We start from the raw sequence: 11,318 nt of genomic DNA, 5'->3' as shown, positions 1-11,318 counted from the left end.
GGCCGCCACGTCGGCGGCATGGTCGACGAGCGGCAGCCAGGCCGGCCCGCCCTGCTCCATTGCCAGGAACTTGCCCCACAGATCGCCCGCTGCGGGCACGCCGGATCGTCCTGCCATGCGACACCTCTCCACCGGACCTCCCGGCCCGTGCCGACCGTGACCGGCGACACACGGGACACAGGGGAGGGCAGGCTAGCCGGCCGGCGAAGACGGCTCAAGCGGGCCCGCCGCCAGTGCAGGAGGTGATGGAGGAAGCTGCTTGGGGCGTGACGGCGAACGCCCTCGGCGCGCCGCGCTTACCCTTCGCGACGGACGAGGCGAACGGGCTCGTGGTCGCGATGGTGACCGGCGAGGACCGGCTGGCGTCCGTGACGCAGGAGCAGATGCTGAACGGCGCCAACGCCGCGCTGGTGCTCAAGGCCAACGGCGAGCCGGAGATCGTCCAGTTCTGGGATGTCATCCCGAACCCGGACGGCACCTTCATCCTCCGGAGCCTGCCGTGGCTGATCCTGCAGCACCGCGCCGTGGTCGAGCGCGACCTGCGGGCGTTGCGCGAGGAGCTCGCCACCTACAAGGTGCACGTGGCCAGCACCTACGTGCCCAATGACCACCTCCGCGTGATGGAGGAGCGGCTGATCGACCGGCTCGGCGCCATCGAGCGCAAGCTCGACCGCATGATCGAGCGCCGCCTGGCCGAGACCGATCCGCTCTGACCGCCACCACGCATCCCGACCACACCGGGCCGCCTTCGGGCGGCCCTTTGCATATCCGGAGGCATGCCATGACCGTGCCGCGCGGCATCCGCAACCACAACCCGCTCAACATCCGGCTCGTACCCGAGAACCGCTGGCAGGGGCGGATCCCGCCCGAGAAGAACACCGACGGCGAGTTCGAGCAGTTCGCCACGCCCGTCTGGGGGATCCGCGCCGGCGCCCGGCTCGTCATCGCGCATTTCGACCGCCGCGGCGCCGACACCATCCGCAAGCTCATCCGCATCTGGGCGCCGCCCTCGGAGAACGACACCGGGGCCTACGTGGCGTTCGTGGCCGCGCGCACGGGCTTCGGGCCCGACGAGCGGCTCGACTTCCACCGCTTCGAACACCTGCGGCCGGTGCTGGTGGCCATGATCGAGTACGAGAACGGCATCCAGCCCTACACCGACGCCCAGATCGACAAGGCGCTGGTGCTCGCCGGCGTGGAGCCGCCCGAGCGTCCGCTGGGGAAGACCCGCACGGTACGCGGCGCGCGCGTCGCGGCGGGAGGCACCGTGGCCGCCGGGGCGCTCGAGACGCTGCGCGACCAGCTCGCCCAGGCGCAGGGCGCGGTGGCGCAGCTCGTGCCTTACCTGGGCCTCGCCCGCTGGGTCATGCTCGCGCTGGTGCTCGCCGGCATCGGCGTCGTGGTGTGGGCCCGCTGGGACGACCGGCGCCGGGGGCTGCGCTGATGTGGGGCATCGTGTGGCCGCTCCTGCGCTCGTGGCTGCTACGCCGCGCGCTCGGCCTGCTTGGCTGGCTTGCGGCGGCGGCCACGGTGCTCGCGGTGCTGCTCGGCGCCCGGCGGGCGGGGCGGAGGGCGGAACGGGTGGAGCAGCTCCGTCACGCCATCGAAGTACGCAACAGGCAGCTCGATGCGTACCGGGAAAGACCACGGACGCGCGACGACCTCTCAAGGAGCATGCTCGACGGGTCATACTGATCAGTCGCACAGTTCATGCATGCAGGTAGAGCTCCTTCAGGTCATTCATAAATTTCTGAACGCTTATCAGCATGTGTCTGTCTGATGGCGCGTATTTTTCGTGCAGGGGGGCAGGTATCACAAGCCTCAGCCCTTTGCCGAACATTTCATGAAGCAGATCATGCCCTATTCCCTCGTCCAGCGTAAGAGTATGTTTTTCAGCTATCCTCGCTGCCTCATGGAGAATTTGCCTCCATCTCTCTTTCACCGTCGTTTTTGCGGCCAGCATTCTCAGCATGTGCGCGGGATAGCTCGGGTCTTCATAGGACGCGACGTTCGGAAAGAGAAAATCCGGCCTGCTGCGGCCATCAATCAGCGGCCCGCGCTCGAAATGAACGCCGGGGGACAGGCCGGCCTCAATAAGAAGTCTTTCGATGTGCAGCTCAAGGGAAAGCCCCGATCTGGACTTACGTCTGTTCAGCATGCTGTTGGCGAACGCGAGAAACTCCTCAGCGTTCTCAAATCCTTTGTCGAGACGCCGCATGATGAACGCGCTTTCGACACGCGAAAACAGCGTGAATTCCGCGACGCGACGCGCCAGGAGCACGGCATCCGCCGGTTCGGACGGCCGCACGCATGACACTGCCGCTTCGAGCAGCTCCGACGGCCTTGGGAACGTCTCAAGCCATTCACGGGGTATCCGCCATTCGAGGGCCGCTTTCCTCGCGGCCCCTTCCGTTGGCGGCCGGCGGCGGCGGACGGCCTCCACGTGATCGGCGTACATCCAGAATGCGGTGCCCGGATCAATCGGCCGCCCAAACCACTGCGCGAGCAGCTCCTCCTCGTCTTCAGTCTCGCATATCCATACTTCGAGGGTATCGGCGTCGACGTCGGACGCATCCCTGACAAAGCGGAAAACGGCCACCGAACCTGTGCGCTCGGGATCCAGAAGAGGCGAGCGGCAGCCGCGGAAACGCACCTGCGTCACGCGGCACTCATGTTTCCTGCGGTGGTAGCGCTTGAATACGGCCATCCGCTCCAGTCCATGCGAAACGATCCGGAGCCGGATGCAAAGCTGATCGTTGCTCCGAACCTCCCACGGCAGGTTCGGGAACGCCGCGCGGCCGACCTCGTTCGGAATGTAGGGGCCGACCTGGTTAGCGCCGGTAAGTCCCGTGTCGTTGGCGGAAAGCCTTTTGACGTAGAACACCGCGTGCCGGCAGTCCTGCCCCACCAGCCATCGCTCAAGCTCGCGCCTCTGTGTCGTCAACGGTGCCCTGCCCGCGGATTTCGCAAGATGGCTCAGATCCCGCGATCCATCTTTCCAGCTCACGGACGAGCGTGTCCAGAGGCATTCTGCCCCTTCCGCGAAGCGCGCACTCCCACACCACGCACCAACGCCAGCCCTGCGCCTCGAGCTGGCGCCTGACGGCGGCGTCCCTTTCCCGGTTGCGGCGGATCTTGGCCTCCCAGAAATCCCGGCGGGTGCGGGGCATCCGGAACAGAGGACAGTCGTGCCCGTGCCAGAAGCAGCCGTTGAAGAAGATGGCGGCCCGGTACTTCGGGAGAACGATGTCCGGCCTGCCAGGCACGTGCTTCGGGTGCTTCCGGTAACGGAAGCCGCGCTTCCACAGCTCCTTCCGGAGCAGGACCTCCATTTTCGTGTCCCGCGACCGGATCCGGCTCATGATCCGGCTTCGGGTCGCGGGATCGACGATGTCAGGCAACGCGCTTCGCGGGGGCCGCCTGCATGTCAAGGAGAGCCGGGACGAGGATCCGCGCAATCGCCCTCACCACGGGCACCACGACGGCGTTCCCAAACTGACGGTACGCCTGCGTGTCCGAAACGGGGATCTCGAACCGACGGCCGCCGAGGCGCTCGAACCCCATGAGGCGCGAGCATTCGCGCGGGGTCAGACGCCGCGGACGGCGCCCTTCCTGGCGGATCAGGATCTCGGACCCGTCCTTGTAATACCGGGCCGAGAGCGTGCGCGCGACATCATCCGGGCCGAAGAGACCGTATCCAAACCCGTTCCCCGCGCTCCTGTGCTTGCGCCTGTAGTCCTGAAGGTACTCCCACAGCCGCGGTGTGAGCGTGTATTTCTCCAGTACGCGCCCCTCCGGTCCCTCGATGTAGCGGTCAGGAGCCTCGCTGCCGTCCTCCGGATGGAGGATCGCGCGCAGGGTAGGCCATTCGTTTTCCGGGGGGACCTCGAGGGCGTCAAAATCGAAAAACGTGAGATCGCGGAACCCGACGATGAACACGCGCTCCCGGTGCTGGGGGACCCACGGCTTCGCGTCGAGCACGCGAACATGCACGTCGTAACCCAGTTCGCCGGTCAGCACGTCCCGGATGATCCGGAACGTCCGCCCACGGTCGTGCCGCAGAAGGTGCTTCACATTCTCCAGCAGGAACGCCTTGGGGCGTGCATGACGGATGATGCGCGCCAGATCATGGAACAGGGTCCCCTGCGTCGTGCAGCGGAAGCCGTGGGGCTGGCCGAGCGCGTTCTTCTTCGAGACGCCGGCGATCGAAAAGGGCTGGCACGGGAACCCGGCGAGCAGAAGATCGTGCGGCGGCACGTCACGCTCATGGACCTCTCGGATGTCCGCCGCGAATTCGTGGTCAATGCGGAAATTCGCCTCGTACGTTTTGCGGGACCACCGGTCGATCTCGCACGTAAACACGCACTCTCCGCCGAGCTCCTCGAACGGGATGCGCATGCCACCGATCCCGGCAAAGATGTCCACGAACGTGAAGCGCGCGCTCATCCTTTCCTCCCGGGCCGCGAGAGCGGGAGGGGAAGCTGCAGTGCGCCCTCCCGCCAGCGCCGCAGAAAATCCCTGACGGCCTGCCGGCCAAGCCACGACACTGACAGCCCCGCCTCCTCCGCAAGCGCCATCAGCTCCCGGTACTCGGTCTCATCAAGCGTGATCGTGATCCGCTTTCGGCCTGGCGACAACGCCATGAGTCACCCTGTCGCACCGTGCTTCAGCCAACAGCACCATGCGCTCCTCAGGCCGGAGTGTCGAGACGGAACGTGTTCCCAAGCAACCAGGAGCCGCCCATGAAAACTGCCGTGGCCGCCGCAGCCACAACCCTTCTGCTCGCCGGCTGCGCGTCGGTGCCCGCAGCGCCGCCGCCCTGCCCACCGGTCGTCGAGTACGACCGCGCCTTCCTCGCACGCGCGGCAAAGGAGCTGGAGCTTCTGCCACCCGACTCCGCCATCGTCGAGATGCTCAAGGACTACCACGTCATGCGCCAGCAGGCGCGGGCGTGCTCCAAGTAGGAAAAGACGAGCGCATTGCTCAGGAGTTGCCAACCCTGAAGACCCGCATCGCCTCATCGCCCAAGTGGTTGATCACCTTGACGGCGATTCGCCCCGTGGACGGCTTGGGGAAGGGCAGCGACTCCGTGCGCCTGAGGCACTCCCAGGCTTGCTCGTCGATCTCGCCTTTGAGCGTGGCCTTCAGGGCGCGGAACGGATCGGCGATCGTCCCGGGGAAGAAGGCCTGCCGGACGAAGAAGCTCTCGCCGTCGTAGTCGGTGTCGACGAACCAGCAGGCGATGCCATCGGGCCCGTGCGAGCGGACCTCGCCGCTTCTCGGGTCGAAGATGTCCACGCCCTTGATCCGAACCTGGATACGCCCGTCTTCGAGTTCCTCGATCTCCACGTCCGGCTCGCCGAAGACGACGGCGATGGCGGCGTTCTTCGTATCCAGCTCGCCGAGATGGAGCTCGGGGTTGAGGTGGGCCTTCAGGATGGGGACCTTTCCGATTTTCTGCAGGTCGGCCGCCTGCGCCTCGAAACTGAAGGCACAGGCGATCAGCACGTCGACCCCCGCCTCGGCGGCTTCCCTGGCGGCTTCCACCAGGTCGGCACGGGAGACGGTGCCATACTCCGGGCCGATCATGATGGCCGCACGACGCGTGGTCTCGCCTTCCGTGTACCGTCCTTCGGCACAGACGAGCTCGCCCGGCCAAGGCTCAAGCGCTTCGAAGCGGATGCGGTCTTCCTTGTGGGCCTGCGTCACGCCGGTCTTGCGAAGCTGCTCCAGCACGAACTGGACGAAGTCGCGGGGCTCCACCTCGCCCTCGTAACGGTAGCCCGGCCCGGCCTCCTCGAGTCTGGGTAGCGCGAACTCACCCTCCTCGTTCGCGCCGGCGCTTCGCACCGGCGACAGGCTCTCCACCGTGAAGGGCCCCGTCACGCGGATGCGCGAGGGATCCACGTACGGTCGGTCGACCAGCTCGATTTGTTCGGCATTCCGCTCGATGGAGGCGTCGATCTCCTTCTGCCTGGCGATGCGGGCCTCCCAGAAGCGTTCGAACGGCTCACGGGCCTTTTCGGGCCAGTCTTCCGGGAAGTCGCGCGGCACCTCCCACTCCAGCAGCGCCCACGCCGGCACCTCGTCACCGCAGGGCAGCCTGTGTCGGGCATCCTCCGGAGCCCGGAAGTCAATCTTTATCCCCCTGCGTCCGCCATTTCGCACCTCGAAGGGAACCGGATGCTCCCGCAGCGCGGCATTCAGATCCGCAAGGGCCTGCTCCACCTTAGGCTGCCACTTCTCCCATATCACGTCGATCTCGGCGTTGTGCGCGATCGAACGGAGGGTAACGCGAGGAACCCGCTCGCACACGAAACCGTGCGATACACGGTCAAAGACGGCCTTGTCTTCTACGGGTTTGCCGGTGATCTCCGCGACCTTCCGCAGACCTTCGGGGCTATCCTTGAGAAGGTACCATGGAAACCTTGCCCCCATCAGACGAGCCCGCGCCAGCGCCAGCGCCACGCGTGAGGTGTCGATGACGATCCAGCGGCGTCCCCACTGCTCCGCGACATACGCCGTCGTTCCAGAGCCACAGGTGGGGTCGAGCACAAGGTCACTTGGGTCGGTAGTCATCAGTATGCATCGTTTGATAGCCTCTGTTGCAGTTTGAACAACATATATTTTAGGATCTGTGCGACTCTGTACCCCTCCAATATCATTCCACAAATTATTAATCTCGTGAGAGGGTAAATCATCGAGAAATCTCAAGAAACGCAAAGACTTTCCCTCATGAAGGACTCTAGATGCTCTCGCCAGCCGGTAAATACCTTCAACAGATGTTTTCCAATGCAACCCTTCGCGAGGCCTCCAAACAATACCATAGATAGTTACAGCTTGATCAACAGATTTTGTCTCTCCCTGCGACGTCATCTGATCTGACGTCGCAAGAAGAGACAAATTAACAATAGGAAGAAACTGTGAAGACGAAATTTGTGTTACCGACTTATACTTAGATGCGCCCGACTCGCCCGTGCGCTTTTTATCGTAGATTGGTCTATATTTAACACGATTTGCGTCTTTGGCATACCAAAGAATGTAATCACTAACATTAGCGATCAAGCTTGAGGAAAAGCCTGTCGTCTTAGAAAAGGCGATCATAGAAATAAAATTGCCATCTCCAAACACTTCATCAAGCAAGCACCTTACTCGATGCACGTTCTCGTCGCCGATCTGCACGAAGATCGAGCCGCTCTCGTGCAGCAGGTCCCGGGCGACCGTGAGGCGGTCCCGCAGGTACGACAGATAGGAGTGGATGCCGTGCCTCCAGGTGTCCCGGAAGGCCTTGATCTGCTCCGGTTCGCGGGTGAGGTGGGAGAGATCGCCGTCCTTCACGTCCCGTGAGGTGGTGGACCACTGGAAATTGGAGTTGAAGCGGATGCCGTAGGGTGGGTCCATGTAGATGCACTGGACCTTGCCGCGCAGGCCTTCACGTTCGGCGAGGCTGGCCATGACGCGGAGACTGTCCCCGAGGATCATGCGGTTGGTCCAGTTGGCCTCGTGGCGGTAGAACTCGATCTTCGCCTTGGGATCGTCGAGGCCGTTGAAGTCGGCGAAGAGGTCTGGGATGGGAGCGTCGTCTCCGCCGTTCAGCTCGCGGCTGTACCGGCGCAGGCCTTCGATGATGGCCTGCGGATGGATCTTCTCGTGGATGAAGAGCGGTGGCGCGTCGACGATCAGATCCCGCAGATCCTGTTCGTCCTTGCCGCTCCAGACGAGCTGGGGATCGAGATCGCGGTTGCGCCGCTCGTAGGCGACGCGGATCGGGCTCCTCTCCTGATCCTCGATCAACGTTTCGAACTCGGCCGTGGGGATGTTGACCCGCTTCGCCTCGGAGTGCCGCAGGGACTGGATCTTCCTCGCCATGGTGCCGCCTCACGCCGCACAATTCAGGAACTGCCGGACGAACCTGTCGAACTGGTTGGACATGTCGTAGAGGCTCCGGAATTCGGCGAACGCCCAGCGGCCGAGCCGGCCGAGGTTGTTCACCCCCGGAACCCAGTAGGTCTCCATCGCCTGCTGCTTCTCCTTCGTGTCCTCGTTGCGGAAGCCCTTGACCTCGACCACGAGGTTGAGCGGATCCGGCCGGCCGTCGTCGATGCGAAGGATGAAATCGGGCCGGTACGAGCGCACCTCCGAGCCGACACGGTAGGGAACCTCGAAGCCGAGATTGTGGTTCTTGACGTAGGCGAGGACCCGCGGGTGGGATTCGACCACCCGGCAGAACTCCGCTTCCCAGTCGCTGTCACACACGACGTAGTTCACGTGGCACTTTCGCGGGTCGGTCTCCCACAGGCTCTGCTTCGACGTCCGGAAGTTCACGAACCGCGTGGATCCTTTCGGGTTGTAAGGGTCGAGGACGGCCTTGAGCCGGCTCCGGCCGGACGTCCTGACGATGCCGGCGTAGATGCGTTCGCAGATGCGATCCGCGACGTCGAGGTAGAGCGCCTGCGCCTCGAAGGTGTCTCCGCGGCAGCGGAGGTGTCCTCCGTCGAGCCAGCGCCGCACGATCCGCAGCAGCTGGCCGAAGAGGTGGGCCCTCGGCGGTTCGTCGGCCTCCCGGAAGTGCGTCAGCAGCAGGTGCTTCGCCAGATGGTACGCGACCGTCTGCCGCCGGACCTGCTCCAGCGTCTCGGGACGCAGGTCCACGCCCTCCCCGATGATGCCGCGGTTGTGGGTGATGGCCGGTCCGACGATCTCGGGCGTGAGCTCGAAGGTATGGTCGGGGCCGAACCATGCCTCCAGCCGTTCCTCGGGCAGCTCCACACGGTAGCCGCGCACCCGGGGGAAGACGATTTCGCAGGCGTCGCGGTCCGGGCTCACCGCCTGGACGACGGTGGTGGGCTTCGGCGGCTTCGGCGGCGCGATGACGGGCTTGGCCGTGAAGTCGAAGGGCACGCCGAGGATGTCGGCGTATTCGACAGGAAACCTGCCATCCTCCCGCGCCTCGTAGCTGTAGCGGCGCAAGGCCCGTCCCACCACCTGCTCGCAGAGGAGTTGGGTGCCGAAGGCCCGCACCCCGAGGATGTGGGTCACGGTATTGCAGTCCCAGCCCTCCGTGAGCATGGAGACCGACACGACGCAGCGCACCTGCTCGCCGAGCCGCCTCCGCTTGCCGACGGTGTTCATGACCTCGCGCAGGATGTCCGCGTCACTCAGCTTCTCCGCAGCCCGCAAGTCACCGCTCCGCCTCCGGATCTCGTCCTTGAACCGCTCGATCTCGTCCGCCGCCACCTGTTTGAATTCGGGCGAGAGCGCCTCGCCCGAGTCGAGCTGCTCGCTGTCGACGAGGATCGTCCTCGGATAGGGCAGCCGGTTTCCCGCATCATCGAAATTGCGGAAGCGCTCCAGTCGCCCCTGCTCGAAGACGCTGGTGCCGTCTTCTCTCCGCCGGTGGAATCCCGCGATCCAGTCGTAGATAAGCTTGGATGTGGCAGTGTTGTTACACACGACGATGAACACCGGCGGTACCGGGATGCCTTGCTCCTGCCAGGCCTCGAAGGTCTTCTCGTAGTGGGAGTAAAGCGCGTACAGGGCCGTCTGGAGCTCGTTCGGCAAGCTTAGGGGATCCAGCGCTGCGCCGCCCTTTTTCCGTCCCTTGCGGGGCATCTTATGCCCGATATGCTCCCAGAGGTTGCGGAGCTTCGGCATTTCACTGTTAGGCACGTTGTCGGCGACTGGGACCCGCGGCAGCTTGACGATGCCGCACTCGATGGCGTCCATCAGTGAAAAGTCCGAGACCGTCCACGGGAACAGCGTTCCCTCGGCGTAGCCCGAACCGCGCAGGAAGAAGGGGGTCGCCGAGAGATCATAGATCGGGAGAATGCCCACGTGCTTCTGGATTGCTTTCAGGCCGTTGATCCAGATCCGTGCCGCCTCGTTGTTCTTCTCCGCCTCTTCGCGTTCCTCGCCCTTGAGCTTCGGTGCTCCGTCCTCCTGCGGCTTCTGGTCGTAGCAGTGGTGCGCCTCGTCGTTGATCACGACGATGGGACCGCCGCCCATGAGGTCGCCGACGACCCGCTGGAGCATCTGGCCCTCGGTTTCGACGGTTTCGACGGGTTCCGCATCCCGCCCCTGGAGGACCTGCCGAGTGCCCTTCGCCAGCTGCAGCCGTTCGCGGCGACGGAAGGCGTGGTAGTTGGTGATCACGACCCGCGCCTGACGGATGGCCTGGAGCATGTCGGCCGGTACGAGCTGCCGGCGCTCGTAGTAGTTTTCCGGATCGTTCGGCAGCAGCACCCGCAGGCGGTCCCGGATGGTGATGCCCGGGGTGACGATCAGGAACGAGCGGGAAAAGCGCTTCCTGCCACGATGCCTAAGGGCGTTGACCGTCTGCCAGGCGATCAGCATTGCCATGACGGTCGTCTTGCCGGCACCCGTCGCCAGCTTGAGGGCAAGCCGGAACAGGTCCGGATTGGCGCTCTCGTTCGCTGCTTCCAGATAGCTTCGGAACTTCTTGGTCGCCGGGTTCTGTGGCGCGACCTCGTGGAGCCAGATGGCGGTTTCCACCGCTTCGATCTGGCAGAAGAAAGGGCGGAATTCGTCCAGAGCGAGGTTCCGCCAGTGTTCGAGGAGCCGCTTGGTTTCCGGTGCGACATTCCATTTGTCGCTCGGCAACCGTCGCCACCGATCGACGTAGTCACGGATCTCGTTGATGATGGGCGCGGGATCGTACTGCTGTTCGTCGTGCGTCAGCCCTTCAATGCCGATATCGAGCAAGGCCTGTCCTTCGGGCTTCTTCCTACGGCCCTTTTTCTTGGGCTGCGGTATCGGCGTGATCAGTCGACAGGGACGTCGGGTCTCCAGTATCCTTCCCGTCGGTTGGCCCTGTTCGTCGAGTTCCCAGTGCCTCGAGGGGTATTCGTAGGGGGAGTTCAGGATCGGATCGGCGAAGAAGTCCGGCATGTTATGCCCATTACCTTGCAGGCGCGCAGCCCACCGGTCAGGCGCGCTCATGCAGCCTGCACACCGGCCAGCCCGTCATGCCGCTGCCAACTCTCGCCCACCAGCGGCTTCCGTCAAGGGGGTTCACCCCTCTTATCGCAAACGGACAAGCAGTGAGCCGCACTGTCCCCCGGCAAGCGGCCCATATCCGAGAGACTCGAAGACTACCACGTCATGCGCGAGCAGGCGCGCGCGTGCCGGGGCGAATGAGACGGAGCAGGTGGGCGCCGTTAAACTTCTGGTTGGCCATATTGCGGTCCGTTCCGAGCCTGCATGGCTGGAAAGCGGTCTAACAACCCATTGAAATACGGCGCAAAATCGCGGATTCCTAATCCGGGGGTCGCAGGTTCGAATCCTGCCGGGCGCACCAG

10 protein-coding genes are annotated in these 11,318 nt (G+C 64.3%); 4 read left to right on the top strand and 6 right to left on the bottom strand.

The window, feature by feature from the left end; genetic code table 11:
* The first annotated feature begins 245 nt into the window (after positions 1 to 245).
* The 3 genes from AC1HIY_RS14485 (at position 246) to AC1HIY_RS14475 (ending at position 1,695) form a co-directional block, all read left to right on the top strand.
* Positions 246 to 713 carry a GTA baseplate fiber-binding domain-containing protein gene (locus AC1HIY_RS14485; protein WP_479577508.1) on the top strand — a complete coding sequence of 156 codons (468 nt, stop codon included), beginning with the start codon at positions 246 to 248 and terminating at the stop codon, positions 711 to 713.
* 68 nt (positions 714 to 781) lie between these two features.
* Positions 782 to 1,444: a structural protein P5 gene (locus AC1HIY_RS14480; protein ID WP_479577507.1), complete on the top strand. Its 663-nt coding sequence runs from the start codon at positions 782 to 784 to the stop codon at positions 1,442 to 1,444.
* 11 nt (positions 1,445 to 1,455) lie between these two features.
* Entirely contained in the window at positions 1,456 to 1,695 is a 240-nt protein-coding gene (locus AC1HIY_RS14475) for a hypothetical protein (protein ID WP_479577506.1), read from the top strand.
* A gap of 13 nt (positions 1,696 to 1,708) precedes the next feature.
* On the opposite strand, the gene AC1HIY_RS14470 is transcribed toward AC1HIY_RS14475, so the two are convergent.
* Genes AC1HIY_RS14470 through AC1HIY_RS14455 form a run of 4 tightly spaced genes read right to left on the bottom strand, consistent with a single transcriptional unit; the run spans position 1,709 to position 4,577 of the window.
* Positions 1,709 to 2,884 carry a type II restriction endonuclease gene (locus AC1HIY_RS14470; protein WP_479577505.1) on the bottom strand — a complete coding sequence of 392 codons (1,176 nt, stop codon included), beginning with the start codon at positions 2,882 to 2,884 and terminating at the stop codon, positions 1,709 to 1,711.
* 34 nt (positions 2,885 to 2,918) lie between these two features.
* Positions 2,919 to 3,401, bottom strand: coding sequence for a very short patch repair endonuclease (locus AC1HIY_RS14465; protein WP_479577504.1), 483 nt, complete (start codon positions 3,399 to 3,401; stop codon positions 2,919 to 2,921).
* Positions 3,394 to 4,446 (bottom strand): DNA (cytosine-5-)-methyltransferase, encoded by a 1,053-nt coding sequence (gene dcm, locus AC1HIY_RS14460; protein WP_479577503.1) that lies wholly within the window; start codon positions 4,444 to 4,446, stop codon positions 3,394 to 3,396. The genes AC1HIY_RS14465 and dcm overlap by 8 nt, the downstream gene beginning before the upstream one ends.
* Complete coding sequence (locus tag AC1HIY_RS14455; protein ID WP_479577509.1) at positions 4,443 to 4,577, bottom strand: hypothetical protein; 135 nt, start codon at positions 4,575 to 4,577, stop codon at positions 4,443 to 4,445. Before AC1HIY_RS14455 ends, dcm begins: the two co-directional genes overlap by 4 nt.
* 165 nt (positions 4,578 to 4,742) lie before the next feature.
* Here AC1HIY_RS14455 and AC1HIY_RS14450 point away from each other — a divergent pair, with 165 nt between their 5' ends.
* A complete protein-coding gene (locus AC1HIY_RS14450; protein ID WP_479577502.1) occupies positions 4,743 to 4,964 on the top strand; it encodes a hypothetical protein in 222 nt (73 codons plus the stop codon).
* Positions 4,965 to 4,983: 19 nt separating this feature from the next.
* Here the strand turns inward: AC1HIY_RS14450 and AC1HIY_RS14445 are convergent, their stop codons facing one another.
* The gene (locus AC1HIY_RS14445; RefSeq protein WP_479577501.1) at positions 4,984 to 7,869 is read right to left on the bottom strand and encodes a site-specific DNA-methyltransferase; all 2,886 of its coding nucleotides are present in this window, start codon (positions 7,867 to 7,869) and stop codon (positions 4,984 to 4,986) included.
* A gap of 9 nt (positions 7,870 to 7,878) precedes the next feature.
* Positions 7,879 to 10,908, bottom strand: a complete 3,030-nt coding sequence (locus AC1HIY_RS14440) for a BPTD_3080 family restriction endonuclease (protein ID WP_479577500.1) — start codon at positions 10,906 to 10,908, stop codon at positions 7,879 to 7,881.
* Positions 10,909 to 11,318: the final 410 nt, after the last annotated feature.

The sequence above is a fragment of the Rhodocaloribacter sp. genome (assembly GCF_056451265.1).
This window is presented reverse-complemented; position numbering and strand designations above follow the sequence as displayed.

Excerpts from the sequence above, each read along its gene's own strand:
- AC1HIY_RS14485 (WP_479577508.1), top strand. The coding sequence starts at position 246 with ATGGAGGAAGCTGCTTGGGGCGTGACGGCGAACGCCCTCGGCGCGCCG.
- AC1HIY_RS14480 (WP_479577507.1), top strand. The coding sequence starts at position 782 with ATGACCGTGCCGCGCGGCATCCGCAACCACAACCCGCTCAACATCCGG.
- dcm (WP_479577503.1), bottom strand. The coding sequence starts at position 4,446 with ATGAGCGCGCGCTTCACGTTCGTGGACATCTTTGCCGGGATCGGTGGC.
- AC1HIY_RS14455 (WP_479577509.1), bottom strand. The coding sequence starts at position 4,577 with ATGGCGCTTGCGGAGGAGGCGGGGCTGTCAGTGTCGTGGCTTGGCCGG.
- AC1HIY_RS14450 (WP_479577502.1), top strand. The coding sequence starts at position 4,743 with ATGAAAACTGCCGTGGCCGCCGCAGCCACAACCCTTCTGCTCGCCGGC.
- AC1HIY_RS14445 (WP_479577501.1), bottom strand. The coding sequence starts at position 7,869 with ATGGCGAGGAAGATCCAGTCCCTGCGGCACTCCGAGGCGAAGCGGGTC.
- AC1HIY_RS14440 (WP_479577500.1), bottom strand. The coding sequence starts at position 10,908 with ATGCCGGACTTCTTCGCCGATCCGATCCTGAACTCCCCCTACGAATAC.